This is a genomic window from Streptomyces sp. NBC_00984, from assembly GCF_045162475.1.
GTDB lineage: Bacteria > Actinomycetota > Actinomycetes > Streptomycetales > Streptomycetaceae > Streptomyces.
In genome coordinates this window covers 2,375,873-2,392,123 of the sequence record NZ_CP108734.1, presented here as the reverse complement: position 1 = coordinate 2,392,123, position 16,251 = coordinate 2,375,873, and the positions used below count along the sequence as shown (strand labels likewise).

Sequence of the window (16,251 nt, the reverse complement as noted above, 5' to 3'; positions counted from 1 at the left end):
CGTGCACCCCGCCACTGACAACGGCCCCGACCACCCTCGGCGGCCCCGCCCCGGAACTGCGAGAATTCGTTCATGGCGGTGATACCGGAGTCGGGATCGGGGGAGTGGGCGCGGTACTGGCAGTACGCGGAACTGCCCGACCTCGATCTGCTGCGCGCCCGGTATGTGCGCCACACCTTCCCGCGCCACAGCCACGAGGGCTATGTCTTCGGCACCATCAGCCGCGGGGTGGAGGACGTCGGGCTGCCGGGCGGCGCCGTCCATGCCGGCCCCGGCACCGTGGTCATGATCAACCCGGAGGTTCCGCACACCGCCCGCGCGGGTGTGCCCGAGGGCTGGGTGTACGCCACGCTGTACCCGTCCTCGCAGGTGGTCAACGACATCGCGGCCGACACGACGAGCCTGCGCGGCACGGTCGGATTCAGCGAGACCAGCGTCGTGGACCCGTATGTGGCCCGGCTGATCGGCGAGGTCCACCGGGCGGCCGAGGAGGGAAACGCGCTCGCCGCCGACACGGTGCTGCGGGTCATGGTCACACTGCTGCTCAGCCGGCACGGCAGCGTGCTGCCCGCCCGCGCGCCCCGCTCGGCGGGCGCGCGCGACGCGGCGCGGGCACGTGCGGTGCTGGAGGGCAGGATGGCGGCGCCGCCCACCCTGGAGGCGCTGGCGGCGGAGCTGGGCACCAGTCCGTTCGCGCTGCTGAGGGCCTTCAAGAAGCAGTACGGGATGCCGCCGCACGCCTGGCTCACCGATGCCCGGGTGCGGGCGGCGCGCCGGATGCTCGACGCGGGGACGGCGCCCGCGCGGGCGGCCGCCGAGGTCGGCTTCACCGATCAGCCGCATCTCAACCGACACTTCACCCGGATCGTGGGAGTACCGCCCGGCGCGTACCAGCGCGAACGTGCAAGAACGTACAAGACCGGTCCCGATCTGCCCACGTAGCGTTCCGGTCGTGGCAGAACAGACAACACTCCCAGAGGGCGTCGGCGCATCGGCCGACGCACCCCACGGCAACGCCTCCGGCCCCGGAGCGCAGCCGGACGCGGCCGGGGCGAAGCCGGACACGGCCGTCGTACGCGATGCGCTCGGTGTCGGCATAGCCGTCGGACTCTCCGGCTTCGCCTTCGGCGTGACCTCGGCCGGTTCCGGACTGAGCCTGCTGCAGACCTGCGCGCTCAGCCTCGCCGTCTTCACCGGCGCCTCGCAGTTCGCCCTCGTCGGCGCCCTCGCCGCGGGTGGCAACCCCTATACCGCGGCTGCCGGAGCCTTCTTCCTCGGCGTGCGCAACTCGTTCTACGGTCTGCGGCTGTCGCAGCTGCTGGCGCTCCCGCGGGCGCTCCGCCCCTTCGCCGCCCAGTGGGTCATCGACGAGACGACCGCCGTGACACTGCCGCAGCCGACCCGGCGGGCGGCACGGATCGGCTTCACCGTCACCGGGCTGACCCTGTACGTGCTGTGGAACCTGACCACGCTGCTGGGAGCCCTCGGCGCCGAGGCGCTCGGCGACACCGACACCTGGGGGCTGGACGCGGCCTCACCCGCGGTCTTCCTCGCCCTGCTCGCGCCGATGCTGAAGAGCACCACAGAACGCGTCACCGCCGCGCTCGCGGTCCTGCTCGCGCTCGGCCTGCTGCCCGTGCTGCCCGCGGGCGTCCCCGTCCTGCTGTCGGCGCTCGCCGCCCCCGCCGTCCTCTTCCTGAGCGGACGCCGCAAGGGCACGAGCCGGGAAACGGCCGCCACGGAGGAGAACCGATGAACGTCTGGATCGCCATCGCGCTGACCGCAGTCGGCTGCTACCTCGCCAAACTGCTCGGACTGCTGGTGCCCGCCGGTGTGCTGGAACGCCCGCTCGCCCAGCGTCTCGCCGCGCTCCTGCCCGTGGCACTGCTGGCAGCCCTCACCGCGCAGCAGACGTTCGGCGACGGGCGGCACCTGGCGCTGGACGCCAGGGGTGCCGGGCTCGCCGCGGCGGCGCTCGCGCTGGTCCTGCGTGCGCCCTTCCTCGTGGTTGTGGGCTCTGCCGTGGTGGTCACAGCGGGAGTACGTGCCCTCGGTTAGACCCGACGTGGGGGCCTGCCGTGCGGGTCGCCCGTACGGACCTGCCATGCAAACCTCCCGTACAAACCTCCCGTACAGGCCTCCTGTACGGGGTAGGACTCCGGTAGGGGCATGCGTTCGGTAAGGGGCTCGGTCCATTGGCCCGAGCCCCTTACACACGCGCCCGTGGACGGCCGGTCTCAGTGCGCCGCCGGACCTGCCGGCGGGGTCTCCGTCACGCCCAGCCGTGCCGCGTCCCTCTCCGGCCGCAGGAAGCACACGGCGAGCACTCCGGCCACCGCCACGAGCCCGGCCATCAGCACATACGCCGAGTGATAGCCCGTGGGCACGGATACGGCACCATCCACCATCCGGCCCGTGACCAGCGGGGAGAGGATTCCGGCGAGTGCGTAGACGAAGGCCAGGGCACCCAGCACCACCCCGCGCTGCCCGGCGGGCGTGATCCTGGCGACGGCCGTCTGCGAGACGGTGAGGATCACATTCGTCAGCGCCATCGGACCGACCATCAGCGCGATCTTCACACCCACGGAGTCCACCTCGGCGAACACCGCGATCGACAGGGAAGCCACGCACATCAGGAGACCACCGCCGAGTCCGGCCGGAAGCCGGGGCGCGGTCCCCCTCCGGGAAGCCCGCCGTGCCAGCAACCCGTGCGTCAGCAGCACCGCGGCGTTGCCGACGGCGGTGGCCGTCACCACTGCTCCCGACTGCTTCGCAGTCAGCCCAGAAACCTCGTGCAGATAGTCGGGCGCCCAGGTCAGTCCCGCCGAGAGCATCCAGTAGGCGGCGAACGCGCCGAAGGCCGCCGTCAGCCAGGTGCCGGAGAGCAGCAGTCCGAGATACGGAACGGCCCGGCCGGTCCCCTCGGAGCCGGCGGAGTCGGCCGTTCCCGGTGGCGGTGCGAGCGGCCCCTCCTCGCCCCGTGCGTACCAGCACACCGCCCACACCAGTCCGGCCAGCCCGACGACGCCGAAGGCCCAGCGCCATCCCCACGCATCGATCACCAGCGTCAGCAGCGGGGCGGACAGCGCCACCCCGCCCGCCGCGCCGACCATCAGTACGGCGGTCGGCAGGGTCCGTTCCTTCTGCCCGAACCAGCCGTGAAGGTGGTGCACCGCCACCGGTGCGGCCGGTCCTTCGGCCGCACCGAGCAGTACCCGGGTCGCCACCAGCGTCCCGAAACCGGCGGCGCCGAGCAGCATCGGCAATTGCGCCACCGACCACAGCAGCGCCATGCCGAGCAGCAGCACGGTGGTGCGGACCCGGCGGGTCAGGAACGACACCCCCAGTGCGGCCAGGCTGAACAGGGCGAAGAACGAGGACTGCGCGGTGCCGAACTCACCCCGGGTCAGCCCCAGCTCGTCGCGGATCGGGCCGGCGGCCAGGCCCATGACGGTCTTGTCGGCGAAATTGACCAGCATGAAGGCGAGCAGCAGCCAGGTGGTGCCCCAGGCGCCCTTGTGCGCCCGCTCCTCCACCGCGGTTGCGCCGCCCGCCCGGAGCCGGCCGACGGCCCCGGCGGGCATGGTCACCCGTCCTCCCCGGATGCTCCGCAGCCGCACCCGTCCTCGTCCGCGACACTCACGCTGATCATTCCGGCGGCCCGCTTCCTGCCGTCGGCGGAGCGGGTCAGCTCGGTCTCCAGATCGGTTCCCTCCGCCACCGCGGCCGACTCAGCCGCCGCCCAGTTGAACACCCCCCGCGCCATGGTCGACGTCTCGGACGCCGCCCGCTGCCCGTAGACCCGTGCGCGTATCCGTGCCACCTCCACATCGGCCGGCGCCGCCAGCGCGGCGGTCTCCGCCAGATGCGAGGCGAGCCTCGGCTCACCCTCCTCCAGCAGCTTCAGCGCCCGCTGCGCCAGCACGGACGCGCCGCCCGCGGCGTTCGCGAACTCGGTGGCGACCGCGGCGTCCGGGGCCGGCTTGAGGTGCGCCGGATTCTGGTCGTACCAGCCGCCCCACAGCCGCCACAGATTGCGTACGACGAACTCCGGCTCGTCGTAGGCGGGATGCAGATAGGGCTTCCGCAGCAGTTCCTGGGGCACCCGTACGCCGTGCAGCACGGCATCGAGCCGGTGCCCGGCGTTCATCAGGTCCCGGGTCTGCTCGCAGAGCGACTCCAGGAGACGGGCCGTGTCGTCGAGCGCCTGGTGCACCCGCTCCCTGCCGACGATCGGCACACCGTGGCCGGGCAGCAGCAGTTCGGCGCCGAGCTCCTGCATGGCACGCAGCGCACGCGCCCAGTCCTCCGGATACCGCTGCACCTTCTGCGGATTGCCCGCGTTGGGGGTGTTCCAGATGAAGAGGTCACCGGTGCACAGCGTCTTGAGCTCGGGGACCCACACATAGGTGCTGTCGTCGGTCTCGCCCTTGGCGTGCACCAGCTCGAAGGTCAGATCGCCGCGCACGACGGTCATCCGGTCGCGGTAGGTGGTGTCGGGGTAGCGGTAGGTGGACGGCCAGTTCAGCGACGGTACGCCGAACTGCCTGCGGTTGATCCAGGTGTTGTAGCCCGCAGTGCTGACGTACCGGTCGAAGCGGGCCGTGACCGCCTCGTGCGCGATCACCTCGGGACGGGGGCGACCCTCGCTGTCGGCCTGCTCGTCGAAGGGCGCGACACCGAAGACATGGTCGACATGACCGTGCGTATAGACGACGGTACCGACCGGCTGTTCACTGAAGGCGCGGACCGCCTCGTGCAGCGGAGCCGCCGTCCGTACGTCGCCGGAGTCCACCAGCACCAGTCCGTCGCCGGTGTCGAACACCGCCACATTGGCGAAGGCGGGCAGGAAGCCGACCCGCTCGCGCACGGATACCAGCTCCGCGCCGGAGTACGCCCCGGACAGGTGCGCCAGCAGTGTGTCCTCGCCGTGCCAGACCCGGTCGATATAGCTGAGATAGTCCGTCGGCTTGTGCTCGGTCATACCTGCGGCTCCTTCGGTGCTGTGCGGGCGGATGGCCCGGAACCCGAGTGTCGGCCCCGGAGGTGACCTGCGACACCCGTCCTCGTCACACCTCGACGGGCTGCGTACTGTGACGCGTCACAGGAACCCTTCAAGGAGAAGGAGCACCGACGTGACGCTGTCCGACAGGGCCAGGGTCCTCGCTCTGCGCTGCGAGCCCAGGGTCAATGAGCTGGCGCGGCACATGGCCCGTGAGTCCTTCGAGCAGCTCCCCGGGTACGCGGGGCTCCCGGACGATGTGAAGGACCTGGAGATCGCCGCGACCGTCCGGTACGGCGTACGCCTCTTTCTCCGCCGCGTCACCGAACCGCACCCCGGTCCGGGCGGGCTCCGCCTCTTCCGTGAGCGGGCGGCGCAGCGCGCGGAGGAGGGGATGCCGCTGCATCTGCTGCTGCGCAGCCACGCGCTCGGCGTCTACGTCCTGTGGCAGTTGCTGCGGGAGACGGCGGAGCCCGGCGAGGAGGACGCGCTGATCGAACTGGTCGATCTGCTGCTCCGGTCGCACCACTCCCTGGTCGGTGCGGTGGCCGAGACCTATATGGACGAACGGTCCGCGCTGGAGGCGGAACAGCGCGAGCGGCGTCGCTCCCTGGTACGCGGATTTCTCGACGGAACGCTGGAACCCGGCCGCGCCCTGCTGGAGCAGCTCGGCCTCGACGGGCCCGCGCTCGTGCTCGCCGTCGCGCTGGAACCCTCGGCCGACGCCGGTGAGGCCTCGGGGGGTGAGGCCTCGGGCGGCGCTGGTCCGCGCGGTCCGGAACCGGGCGGTCCGCAACCGGGGAACGCGGTGACCGTACGGCGCCGGATGCGGCGCGTCCAGACCGTGCTCGACCAGGCATTCGGCGCGGAGCTGCTCTTCCTCTTCGACGCGGGGGCCGGGCGGGCCGTCGTACCACGCGGAGGTGAGCCACCGGGTGACCTGGCCGAGCGGCTGACGCGCGCCTGCGGGGCCGAAGTCCGGATCACCGCCGTCGCGGCGGCGACGCCGGAGGCGGTCCCCGAGGCGTCCCGGACGGCCGTGGAGATCCTCCGGGTCGCCCGCACCTGCGGGCTGCCGCCCGGACTGCACGTCCTGGACGACGTGCTCCTCGAATTCCATCTGTCCCGCCCCGGCCCCAGCAGCCACCGCATCGCCGCTCTGCTGGACCCCGTCGCCGGCCGCCCCGAACTGCTGCGGACCCTCCGCACCCACCTGGCGCAGCACCAGGACCGACGCCTCACGGCGGCTCAGCTGGGGCTGCACCCCAACACCGTCGACAACCGCCTGGCCAGGCTCACCGAGCTGACCGGCCTGGATCCCTCGTCGCCACGCGGCGCCGCGCTCGCCATCGCGGCCCTGCTGCTGCGCGACACCACTGCCGGGCCCGACGGAGCTTCCGCAGCCGGCTGACCGCCGGCACCCGCACCGACAACCGGGCCTCAGTCGAGGCTGCGTCCATGGGCGCGCAGTGTCAGAAGCGCCTTGAGCGTCACGATGGGCCGTCCCTCCAGAGCCGTCCCCGGAGCCCACTGCCGCCAGTTGACCGGCCAGCCGCCGTCCGCCTGCTGCTCGGCCGCGAGATGGTCGAGCGAACGGGACAGCTCCTCGTCGGTGAACCAGTGACGGGCGAGCGACTCGGGTGTACGGGCGTAGTCGTACGGAAAGTGCTGCTCACCCGGCGCGTATCCGGTGGCGACGGGGTACTCGGCGCGCCGCTCCGGATCCAGTACGGCGAGCCGCTGATCCCGCACCAGCCGCCCGAGCCGGTCGGCCGCCGCCTCTGCCCGTGCCCGGTCCGGGGCGCCGTCCAGAAAGGCGAGCGCCGCCTCGATCTCGTACGGGTGCGACCGGTCCAGGGCGTCCACCGCGGCCCAGCAGAAGTCGGTGGCCCGAAACAGCCAGGCGTGCCACACCGCGTTGCGGTGCAGGAGCCCGACGACGGGTCCGGTGGCCAACAGTTCCGCGGGAGGATCGTCGACGATCGGGATGAACGGCGCGGCGGGATAGCCGCGCTGCGTCGGCAGGAGGGCGGGCAGCGCGCCCTCCTTGGTCGACACCTCGGTGAGGAAGCGGCAGATCCGCTCCACCCGCAGCCCGTCGCAGCGCCCGATGGAGTCCAGCACATTGAGCGCGTGCGCGGTGTGCAGTGGCTGACTGACGGGGCCGCGCAGATCGGGTTCGAGCGCGTTCCCGTAGCCGCTGTCCTCGTTCAGATAGGCGGCGAGTGCGGTTTCCACGGCGTCCGCACTTCCTTCCAGGAAGTGATGGGCGAACCGCCGCTGTTCCAGGACACGGGCCGTGAGCCAGATGAACTGCTCGGCACGGTTGAGGGGACTTGTTCCGGTTCCAGCCATGGACCGACCGTAGGCCGGTAAGCGCTCTCAACAAGACGTAGCGGCCCGGCTGCACTCTCAGGAGCGGGATACTGAGGTCATGCGGTTGACGATTTTCTGGGAACGGATGGCAGACCACTTCGGTGCGGGGTACGCCGACTCCTTCGCGCGCGATCATGTGATGGCCGAGCTCGGCGGGCAGACCGTGCACCAGGCGCTGGCCGCGGGCTGGGAAACCAAGGACGTCTGGCGCGGTGTCTGCACGGCGGTCGGCATCCCCGCGGACAAGCGCTGACTCCAGGTTCGTATCCCCGGTTCGCCCACGGCCCACCTGCACAGATTTCCGGCCCGTCAGCGGCCGGACCTGCACCGATTCCCGGCCCGTCGGCCGCCGGACCCGTGCTGTTGTCCGGGGCGGGCGGTTGCTCGCCACAGTCGTAGGCGAGACTGGAGCCGTGGCACCGACAGACGAGACAGCACAGACCCAGCCGCCTTCCGCACCGCCCGTCCCGCCGGCCGCGCCACCCGCCGCGCCCGCCGGCAACGGGCCGGTACGCATGCCCGCGTGGCTGCCACGCGCCATGGTGCTGGCCCTGGCGCTCTACGCCTGTTTCCGGCTCGGCAGCTGGGCGTTCGACCAGCTCATCGGGTTGCTGATCAACATTCTGATCGCGTTCTTCCTGGCGCTTGCCATCGAGCCGGCGGTGAGCCGGATGTCGGCGCGCGGTATGCGCCGCGGCCTCGCCACCTTCCTGGTCTTTCTCATGGTGCTGATCGCCGGGGTGGGCTTCGTCCTACTGCTCGGCTCGATGCTCGCGGGCCAGATCGTCGACATGGTCGAGGAGTTCCCGAAGTATCTGGACTCGGTGATCAACTGGGTCAACCAGACCTTCCACACCGAACTTTCCAGGGTCGAGGTCCAGGACAGCCTGCTCCACTCCGACTGGCTGCAGAAGTACGTCCAGAACAGCGCGACCGGAGTGCTCGACATCTCCACCACCGTGCTCGGTGGGCTGTTCCGTCTGCTGACGATCTTCCTGTTCTCGTTCTACTTCGCGGCCGACGGCCCCAGGCTGCGGCGCGCCCTGTGCTCCGTGCTGCCGCCCGCCAGACAGGCAGAGGTCCTGCGGGCCTGGGAGATCGCGGTCGACAAGACCGGCGGATACCTCTACTCGCGCGGTCTGATGGCCCTCATCTCCGGAATCGCGCACTACATCCTGCTGGTGATCCTCGGGGTTCCGTACGCGCCCGCGCTCGCCGTCTGGGTCGGGCTGGTCTCCCAGTTCATCCCCACGATCGGTACGTATCTGGCAGGCGCTCTGCCGATGCTGATCGCGTTCACCGTCGACCCCTGGTACGCGGTGTGGGTGCTCGGCTTCGTCGTGGTCTACCAGCAGTTCGAGAACTACGCCCTGCAGCCCAAGCTCACCTCCAGGACCGTCGACATCCACCCGGCGGTCGCCTTCGGATCGGTCATCGCGGGCACGGCCCTGATGGGCGCCGTGGGCGCGCTGATCGCGATCCCGGCCGTCGCCACCCTCCAGGCGTTCCTCGGCGCGTACGTGAAGCGGTACGACGTGACGGACGACCCGCGGATGCACGGCCGGAGCCTACGGCGCGGCGAGCCGGTGCTCACACGGCTGCGCCGTTCCTGGCGGGCCTCCGGGAGCGACGGGGGCGAGGGTGGAGAGGGCGGTGCCGGGGTGCGGGAGGCCCCGGAGCGCGCCTGACCTTCTCGCCGGCAGGGCTTTCCGGCTCTTTCGGGTCTCTCGGGCTCCGCTTCTCAGCGGTGGTTCGTTACGTCGACGGGTCGGCCCGCGCCCGTGTCGTCCGGGCGGCCAAGACCACATCTCCTGCCGGTTTTGTACCCATGAGGAGGGAATTCGGCATGATGTCGATCACTTGTTCTTGACTGCCCGAAAGCGAGGTGCTTGGGGGCTACTCTGGGTGCAGGCCGGTCCGGAGTGGTGTGCTTGACACCAAAATCGAACATCCATTCTCATGGGATTCCGGCCGGGTTTTCCCGGGCCCGACCGTGGAGTTGTCCACAGGCCGGGAGGACGTCGAGGCCCATTGTCAGTGGCAGGGGTTAGCGTCTTTGACGTGAAGCGATCGACTCAAGCAAATCGGGTGGAACCCATGGCAGGAACCGACCGCGAGAAGGCGCTGGACGCCGCACTCGCACAGATTGAACGGCAATTCGGCAAGGGCGCGGTGATGCGCCTCGGCGAGCGGCCGAACGAGCCCATCGAAGTTATCCCCACCGGGTCGACCGCCCTCGACGTGGCCCTCGGCGTCGGCGGCCTGCCGCGCGGCCGTGTGGTGGAGGTGTACGGACCGGAGTCCTCCGGCAAGACGACGCTGACACTGCACGCGGTGGCGAACGCGCAGAAGCTCGGCGGCTCGGTCGCCTTCATCGACGCGGAGCACGCCCTCGACCCCGAGTACGCGAAGAAGCTCGGCGTCGACATCGACAGCCTCATCCTGTCCCAGCCGGACAACGGCGAGCAGGCCCTCGAGATCGTGGACATGCTGGTCCGCTCCGGCGCCCTCGACCTGATCGTCATCGACTCCGTCGCGGCGCTCGTGCCGCGTGCGGAGATCGAGGGCGAGATGGGTGACTCGCACGTGGGTCTGCAGGCGCGTCTGATGAGCCAGGCGCTCCGCAAGATCACCAGCGCGCTCAACCAGTCGAAGACCACGGCGATCTTCATCAACCAGCTCCGCGAGAAGATCGGTGTGATGTTCGGCTCGCCGGAGACCACGACCGGTGGCCGGGCGCTCAAGTTCTACGCCTCGGTGCGCCTCGACATCCGCCGGATCGAGACGCTGAAGGACGGCACCGACGCCGTCGGCAACCGCACCCGCGTCAAGGTCGTCAAGAACAAGGTCGCGCCGCCGTTCAAGCAGGCCGAGTTCGACATCCTCTACGGCCAGGGCATCAGCCGCGAGGGCGGCCTGATCGACATGGGCGTGGAGCACGGTTTCGTCCGCAAGGCGGGCGCCTGGTACACCTACGAGGGCGACCAGCTCGGCCAGGGCAAGGAGAACGCACGCAACTTCCTCAAGGACAACCCCGATCTCGCCAACGAGATCGAGAAGAAGATCCTCGAGAAGCTGGGTATCGGCGTCAGGCCCGACGACAGCGCCGCCGAGTCCGGTGCGGACGCGGCGGGCGGTGCCACGACCCCGGCCGACAGCGCGAAGTCGGTGCCCGCTACGGCCGGCAAGACCAAGCCGGCCAAGACCGCGGCGGCCAAGAGCTAGACCGTGACGCGTCGCACGGAGTGGCCGGTCGGCGCCACTGACCAGCACGCCGGTCCCGGCCACGCATTCGCCGCCGGGCACATGACCGAGTCAGAGGATGCGTACGAGCCGGAGGCCGGTCGCGGTCGCGGCACGGGCTCGGGCGCCGGATTCGGCGAGGGGGCGGGCCGTCGTGCCCGCTCCCGCACCAGGAGCAGCGGCTCCCCCTCCTCGTCGAGGGCCGAGGAGGGGGAGCCGCGAGACCCGGTCGAGCAGGCGCGCAACATCTGCCTGCGTCTGCTCACCGGGACCCCGCGTACCCGGAAGCAGCTTGCCGACGCGCTGCGCAAACGCGAGATTCCGGACGAGGCGGCCGAAGAAGTGCTTTCGCGCTTCGAGGATGTCGGGTTGATCGACGATGCGGCGTTCGCGGACGCCTGGGTGGAGTCCCGGCATCACGGACGCGGACTGGCCCGCCGCGCCCTCGTCCGTGAGCTGCGCACCAAGGGCGTGGACTCGGCAGTGATCGACGAGGCGGTCGGACAGCTCGACTCGGAGCAGGAGGAGACGACCGCCCACGAGCTGGTCGCGCGCAAGCTGCGCTCCACTCGTGGCCTGGACCGCGACAAGCGGTTGCGCCGCCTTGCGGGCATGCTCGCGCGCAAGGGGTACGGGGAGGGCATGGCCCTGCGCGTCGTGCGGCAGGCGCTGGAGGAAGAGGGCGAGGACACGGAGGGTCTGGACGAGCCCTTCTGACCGGGTTCGGACCGGGCAGGGGTATGCGGGTGTCCGAGAAAACAACGGGGCGCGCGAGGAACACGGGGCGCGATCCGGGACGGTGGGACATCGGAGCTGGGGGAGCCGTGGGGCGAGGGGAGCGCCTCGGATAGGGCCCGCCAGGCGGACTGCGGGGGAGACGCGGTGATGCGGTGATCACTGCCCGGCGCGGGCGGCGCGCGTGATGGTGGCGTCGATCAGGGCGAGCGCATCTGCGGCGGTGCGGCCGGGGCAGCGGTTCCAGGGCCCGATCAGCCCGGTCCAGCCCTGGGAGCGGAGCTCGGCGACGAGCCAGGCACCGGCCCGGTCCACGGTGTCGAGGGAGCCGTAGCCCAGGCGGTGCGCAGTGAGGAGGGCGCCGCAGATGCACCGTGCGCCGCGGGCGTTGCGGAGCCGGTACGGGGTGTTCTGCCAGCCCCATTCGGCCAGGATCTGCCTTGCGTAGGCGAGATGCGTGGAGGGCCGTACCTCGGGCTGGCCGATGCGGCGCCAGGAGTGGAGCCGGTCGGGGAGGACCGCGCCCAGACGTCCGGGAAGCGGCCGTTCGCGCGGGGCCGTCGCCGGCAGGGCGCGGACGGAGTCGGCGATGAGCTGGTCGACCGGTACGGACAGCAGGTCGCGCCAGTCGGCCGGCCGACGGTCCGGCGGCTGTTCCGCGGCGTCGGGGGAGGGCGGCCGTACAGGGGCCGGGACGGACGGCCGCACGGGGGCGGGGGCCGTGGTGTCCCAGCCGGTGATGATCTGCTGCCATGCCTCGGTGTCATGGAGGCGAGCGGCCTGAGCGTCCAGCTGTTCGGCGGTGAGGGTGGGGGTCGGCATGAGTGCGAGGCCTCCGTCACGTCGGTCCTTGGCGTTGAGGTGAATGTCCGTCAGGTACGGGGATCGCTCCACCGGAGCGTGGCATTCGGGTGTGTCGGGGCGGATTCGGGGGAACGGCCGGCGGCATACGGGGGGCAGCCCCCCGCACGAACACACGGGCACGCTCCAGTGCGCAGGCATCCGTTCACGGAGCACTGTGTGACGCATGACGGAGAAGCCGCACACCGCCGGGGTCCCGGCCCCGGCCGGGACCCCGGCACCGCCGTCGGCCGTGACCCAGGAGCACGACAACGGAAGAAAGACGGACGCACGATGATGCTGCGCTATGCCTTACAGACGATCCGGGACCGCAAAGGCGGGTTCCTCGGTGCCTTCCTGGCTCTCCTGTGCGCCGCCGCTCTGATCACCGCCTGCGGCACGCTGCTGGAGACCGGCCTGCGCGGAAGGATCGCCACCGAGCGCTACGCGGCCGCGCCGCTCGTGGTCTCCGCCGACCAGAACGTCCACCGCACCACGGTCAAGCACAAGGGCAATGGAAAGACCAAGGTCAAGCACAAGGCGAAGCCGGTTGCCGAGCGTGCCTGGCTCCCCGCAGACGTCGTCGACCGGGTCAGCGCCCTGGAAGGCGTGGACAAGGCCGTACCCGAGCTGACCTTCATGGCTCAGCCCATGAGCAGCCGGTCCATGAGCAGCCGGTCCATGAGCAAACGCGTGGCCCAGTCCGAGCCCCACCCCTTGGCCCACCTCTCCGCTCGTCCCTCCTACGGCCACTCCTGGGCCTCCGCCCCGCTGACGCCCTTCCGTCTCGTCGCGGGCCGTGCTCCCTCCGCCGATGACGACGTGGTGATCGACCGCGCCCTCGCCGAACGGAACGGCCTGAAGACCGGGGACCGGCTCACGGTCCAGTCCACCAGCGCTCCCCGCCCGTACCGCATCAGTGGGATCGCGGCCCCGGCCGGGCGGAGCGACCTCCGGCAGCAGACCTCGCTCTTCTTCTCCTCCGCCGAGGCGGAGCGCCTCGCCGCCCGCCCCGGCCGGATCGCCGCTCTCGGCGTGACGCCCGCGTCCGGAACCGACCTCGCGCGGCTGAAGCAGCAGGTCGAGCAGGCGCTCAAGGGAACCTCCGCCCAGGTCGCCACCGGTGAGGCCCGGGGCCCCGTCGAATTCCTGGACGCCGCGGGCGCCCGTATCAAGCTGGTCTCCATGGGAGGCGCCATGGGCGGCACGTCCCTCCTGGTCGCGGTCCTCGTCGTGGTCGGGACCTTCGCGCTCTCCATCCAGCAACGCCACCGTGAATTGGCCCTGCTCCGCGCCATCGCCGCGACCCCGCGCCAGATCCGACGCCTCCTCGGCCGCGAGGCCCTGGCCGTCGGAGCCGCAGCCGGTGTGCTCGGCGCGCTCGCCGGGCTGCCCCTCGCCGGCTGGTTGCACGGTCGATTTGTCGACATGGGCGCAATTCCGGTCACTCTGGAACGCACCGCAGGCATCTTCCCGGCCTGCGCGGCGCTCGCCGTCACCCTTGTCGGTGCCTGGGCGGCGGCGAGGATCTCCGGCCGCCGCATCGCCCGTATCCGGCCCGCCGAGGCCATGGCCGAGTCCGCCGTCGAGCGTGGTCCGGCCCGGGGCCGGATTGTGGCGGGGCTGGTGCTGCTCACGGGCGGAGCCGTTCTCGTCGGCGTACTGAGCGTGCTGCGTACCGAGGCCGCCGCGACCCCCGTCACATTCCTCGCCGTCGTCGTATCGGCCACGGCCGTGTCACTGCTGGGGCCGTACCTGGTGAGGTTCGCGTCCGCACTGCTCGCGGGGCCGCTCCGACTGGCGGGTCCGGGGGGACCTCTCGCGACCGCCAACATCCGCGGGAACTCCGCCCGGATGGCTTCCGTCGTCACCCCGCTCACCCTGCTCATCGGGATGACCTGCACGGTTCTCTTCGTTCAGCCGACCCTCGGGGACGCCGCCCGTGCCCAGGCCCGCGACGGCGTCCGCGCCACCTGGGTGCTGGCCGCGCGGGGGCCGGGTGTCCCGTCCGAGGCTGCCGGGACGGTCCGCGGGGCGCCGGGCGTCACGGCTGCCACGGAGGTCGTGCGGACCACCGTGCGCGTCGGCCTCGACAAGTACCAGGCCCAGGGCGTCACCCAGGCCGGTCTCACCCGCACCTGGAACCCGGACGTCACGAGCGGATCGCTCACCGCGTTCACCCGCGGCCACGACGCCGCCGCGATCAGCGAACTCGCCGCCGACCGGCTCGGCCTCCGCCCCGGCAGCGAGCTGAGCCTCCACCTCGGCGACGGCACCCCCGCGACTCTCACCGTCGCCGCCGTCTACAGTCGCGGGCTGGGCTTCGGCGACCTGACGCTGCCTCATGACCTGCTCGCCCGCCACATGGACAATCCGCTCGCCGCCACCGTTCTGGTCGCCGGTCACGGCAGTCGTGACGAACTCGCCGCCGTGCTCAAGCAGTTTCCCGGTGTCTCCGTCATGTCACCGGAAACCGCCGATCGGCTCCAGGCGGACCGGCAGCAGGAGAACGCGGCGGTCAACCACCTCGCCATGGGCCTGATCCTGGCCTTCACCGCCATCGCCGTCGTCAACACCCTTGCCATGTCCGTGTCCGAGCGCATCAGGGAGTTCGCCATGCTCAGACTGGCCGGCGCGACCCGGCGTCAGGTTCTGCGGATGCTCCGCGTCGAGGCCCTGTCGGTGCTGCTGATCGCCGCAGCCCTCGGCAGCGGGATCGCACTGGCCGTGCTGACCGCCTTCAGTATCGGCATGACCGGCAGCGCGGCGCCCACCGTCCTGCCGCTGCTGTACGCGACGGTGGTGGGCGCCGCCGCACTGCTGGCACTGGCCGCCACCGCGCTGCCCGGCCGACTCGCACTCAGGGTCCGGCCGGTGGAGGCGGCCACGGCCAGGCAGTGACCTCGACGGCGACCCCCGGCGGTGACCCCCGACGCGTCCGGCGTCGGGGTTCCTCAGCGGGACCCCGAGCCTGACCTGTCACTCCGAGCCCGACCTGTCACTCCGAGCCCGACCCGTCACTCCGAACCGCGATCGTCACCCCGAACCCTGTCCGTCACGTCTCGACCGGCAGTCCCGCGGCACGCCATGCCTGGAACCCGCCGATCAGATCCGTCGCCCGGTGCAGCCCCAGCTGTCGCAGGGACGCGACGGCGAGGCTCGACGCATAACCCTCGTTGCAGACCACCACGATCCGGAGATCGTGGCTCACCGCCTGCGGGGCCCGGTGACTTCCCTGCGGATCGAGCCGCCACTCCAGTTCGTTGCGCTCGATGACCAGCGCCCCCGGAATCAGCCCGTCCCGTTCCCGCAGCTCCGCGTAGCGGATGTCCACGAGCAGCGCCCCGTCCGCAGCGGCGGCGACCGCCTCCTGCGGACCGACCCTGACGAACCCCGCCCGGACCCGTTCCAGCAGCTCGTCGATCCCGGTCGGCTCCGTACCACCCCGACGGTCGTCGCTCACTGCCAGTCCTCCGGCCGTTCGACCTGCTCCAGGCGGAGCAGGTCGCCCGTGCGGCTGTAACGCCGGATCCGCGGCAGCGGCGGGTAGTACGCGTGGACGGAGACGGCGTGTTCCGCGGCGGACTCGTTCAGCACCTCGTGGACGTGGTGGCGGCCGAACGCCCGGCCCTGGCCGGTGGCCAACTCCCGGGACCGGTCGATTCCTTCGGTGAGTTCGAGGGTCTTCCAGCCGTCGGTGGGCAGCCGGGCGGCCAGCGACAGCTCCTTGAGGGTGCCGGCCGCGGTGGTGAAGGCGCCGATCGAGTCGGCGTGGTCGTGCCAACCGGTGCCGGTCCCCGGCGGCCAGCCGATCAGCCAGGCCTCGCTGCCGCCGGGGCCTTCGAGCTGGACCCAGGTGCGGCCTTCGGGATCGAGCGGGAGCGAGGCGACGATAGCGGCGTCGGCGGCGACACGGCGGACGAAATCGAGCAGCTCCGCAGCCGTCGGACCGGAACCATCGACGGACGCGGACGCGGATGCGGGTCCGGACGCGGGCGCAGGCGTGCTTACAGGGGGTGAGGCGGGGGCAGACACAGGGACCGTCCTGAGGGTTC

15 protein-coding genes are annotated in these 16,251 nt (G+C 71.4%); 9 read left to right on the top strand and 6 right to left on the bottom strand.

From position 1 onward, the window contains the following. The first annotated feature begins 72 nt into the window (after positions 1-72). Genes OG520_RS10225 through OG520_RS10215 form a run of 3 tightly spaced genes read left to right on the top strand, consistent with a single transcriptional unit; the run spans position 73 to position 2,058 of the window. Positions 73-942, top strand: a complete 870-nt coding sequence (locus tag OG520_RS10225; protein WP_406012967.1) for an AraC family transcriptional regulator — start codon at positions 73-75, stop codon at positions 940-942. Between the two features lie 10 nt (positions 943-952). After that, entirely contained in the window at positions 953-1,756 is an 804-nt protein-coding gene (locus OG520_RS10220; RefSeq protein ID WP_406012966.1) for an AzlC family ABC transporter permease, read from the top strand. Further along, positions 1,753-2,058 carry an AzlD domain-containing protein gene (locus OG520_RS10215; RefSeq protein WP_406012965.1) on the top strand — a complete coding sequence of 102 codons (306 nt, stop codon included), beginning with the start codon at positions 1,753-1,755 and terminating at the stop codon, positions 2,056-2,058. The genes OG520_RS10220 and OG520_RS10215 overlap by 4 nt, the downstream gene beginning before the upstream one ends. Before the next feature lie 179 nt (positions 2,059-2,237). Here the strand turns inward: OG520_RS10215 and OG520_RS10210 are convergent, their stop codons facing one another. Both OG520_RS10210 and OG520_RS10205 read right to left on the bottom strand, forming a co-directional pair. Next, positions 2,238-3,584, bottom strand: coding sequence for an MFS transporter (locus OG520_RS10210; protein ID WP_406016454.1), 1,347 nt, complete (start codon positions 3,582-3,584; stop codon positions 2,238-2,240). A 2-nt stretch (positions 3,585-3,586) separates the two neighbouring features. Next, positions 3,587-4,984, bottom strand: coding sequence for an alkyl sulfatase dimerization domain-containing protein (locus OG520_RS10205; RefSeq protein WP_406012964.1), 1,398 nt, complete (start codon positions 4,982-4,984; stop codon positions 3,587-3,589). Between the two features lie 151 nt (positions 4,985-5,135). Between OG520_RS10205 and OG520_RS10200 the strand changes: the two genes are divergently transcribed. Next, on the top strand, positions 5,136-6,413 hold the full coding sequence (locus tag OG520_RS10200; protein WP_406012963.1) for a PucR family transcriptional regulator: 1,278 nt from the start codon (positions 5,136-5,138) through the stop codon (positions 6,411-6,413). 29 nt (positions 6,414-6,442) lie between these two features. On the opposite strand, the gene OG520_RS10195 is transcribed toward OG520_RS10200, so the two are convergent. Continuing rightward, positions 6,443-7,357 carry a hypothetical protein gene (locus OG520_RS10195; RefSeq protein ID WP_406012962.1) on the bottom strand — a complete coding sequence of 305 codons (915 nt, stop codon included), beginning with the start codon at positions 7,355-7,357 and terminating at the stop codon, positions 6,443-6,445. Between the two features lie 79 nt (positions 7,358-7,436). Here OG520_RS10195 and OG520_RS10190 point away from each other — a divergent pair, with 79 nt between their 5' ends. The 4 genes from OG520_RS10190 to recX all read left to right on the top strand — a co-directional run bounded on the left by OG520_RS10190 (position 7,437) and on the right by recX (position 11,338). Then, the gene (locus OG520_RS10190) at positions 7,437-7,631 is read left to right on the top strand and encodes a DUF3046 domain-containing protein (RefSeq protein ID WP_114247022.1); all 195 of its coding nucleotides are present in this window, start codon (positions 7,437-7,439) and stop codon (positions 7,629-7,631) included. A 262-nt stretch (positions 7,632-7,893) separates the two neighbouring features. Next, complete coding sequence (locus tag OG520_RS10185) at positions 7,894-9,066, top strand: AI-2E family transporter (RefSeq protein WP_399330597.1); 1,173 nt, start codon at positions 7,894-7,896, stop codon at positions 9,064-9,066. A 409-nt stretch (positions 9,067-9,475) separates the two neighbouring features. After that, on the top strand, positions 9,476-10,603 hold the full coding sequence (gene recA, locus OG520_RS10180) for a recombinase RecA (RefSeq protein ID WP_406012961.1): 1,128 nt from the start codon (positions 9,476-9,478) through the stop codon (positions 10,601-10,603). A gap of 3 nt (positions 10,604-10,606) precedes the next feature. Then, positions 10,607-11,338 (top strand): recombination regulator RecX, encoded by a 732-nt coding sequence (gene recX, locus OG520_RS10175; protein ID WP_406012960.1) that lies wholly within the window; start codon positions 10,607-10,609, stop codon positions 11,336-11,338. A 177-nt stretch (positions 11,339-11,515) separates the two neighbouring features. Here the strand turns inward: recX and OG520_RS10170 are convergent, their stop codons facing one another. Further along, on the bottom strand, positions 11,516-12,178 hold the full coding sequence (locus tag OG520_RS10170) for a hypothetical protein (RefSeq protein WP_406012959.1): 663 nt from the start codon (positions 12,176-12,178) through the stop codon (positions 11,516-11,518). Between the two features lie 312 nt (positions 12,179-12,490). Here OG520_RS10170 and OG520_RS10165 point away from each other — a divergent pair, with 312 nt between their 5' ends. After that, complete coding sequence (locus tag OG520_RS10165) at positions 12,491-15,097, top strand: FtsX-like permease family protein (protein WP_406012958.1); 2,607 nt, start codon at positions 12,491-12,493, stop codon at positions 15,095-15,097. Positions 15,098-15,251: 154 nt separating this feature from the next. Here the strand turns inward: OG520_RS10165 and OG520_RS10160 are convergent, their stop codons facing one another. Together OG520_RS10160 and OG520_RS10155 are read right to left on the bottom strand one after the other, a co-directional pair. Beyond that, positions 15,252-15,659, bottom strand: a complete 408-nt coding sequence (locus OG520_RS10160) for a rhodanese-like domain-containing protein (protein WP_399330347.1) — start codon at positions 15,657-15,659, stop codon at positions 15,252-15,254. Then, complete coding sequence (locus OG520_RS10155; protein ID WP_406012957.1) at positions 15,656-16,231, bottom strand: cysteine dioxygenase; 576 nt, start codon at positions 16,229-16,231, stop codon at positions 15,656-15,658. Before OG520_RS10155 ends, OG520_RS10160 begins: the two co-directional genes overlap by 4 nt. Positions 16,232-16,251: the final 20 nt, after the last annotated feature.

Bases quoted from the DNA above. Each gene is read 5' to 3' on its own strand.
- OG520_RS10195 (WP_406012962.1), bottom strand. From the start codon at position 7,357: ATGGCTGGAACCGGAACAAGTCCCCTCAACCGTGCCGAGCAGTTCATC.
- OG520_RS10185 (WP_399330597.1), top strand. From the start codon at position 7,894: ATGCCCGCGTGGCTGCCACGCGCCATGGTGCTGGCCCTGGCGCTCTAC.
- OG520_RS10165 (WP_406012958.1), top strand. From the start codon at position 12,491: ATGATGCTGCGCTATGCCTTACAGACGATCCGGGACCGCAAAGGCGGG.
- recA (WP_406012961.1), top strand. From the start codon at position 9,476: ATGGCAGGAACCGACCGCGAGAAGGCGCTGGACGCCGCACTCGCACAG.
- OG520_RS10210 (WP_406016454.1), bottom strand. From the start codon at position 3,584: ATGCCCGCCGGGGCCGTCGGCCGGCTCCGGGCGGGCGGCGCAACCGCG.
- OG520_RS10190 (WP_114247022.1), top strand. From the start codon at position 7,437: ATGCGGTTGACGATTTTCTGGGAACGGATGGCAGACCACTTCGGTGCG.
- OG520_RS10215 (WP_406012965.1), top strand. From the start codon at position 1,753: ATGAACGTCTGGATCGCCATCGCGCTGACCGCAGTCGGCTGCTACCTC.
- OG520_RS10225 (WP_406012967.1), top strand. From the start codon at position 73: ATGGCGGTGATACCGGAGTCGGGATCGGGGGAGTGGGCGCGGTACTGG.
- OG520_RS10170 (WP_406012959.1), bottom strand. From the start codon at position 12,178: ATGCCGACCCCCACCCTCACCGCCGAACAGCTGGACGCTCAGGCCGCT.
- OG520_RS10205 (WP_406012964.1), bottom strand. From the start codon at position 4,984: ATGACCGAGCACAAGCCGACGGACTATCTCAGCTATATCGACCGGGTC.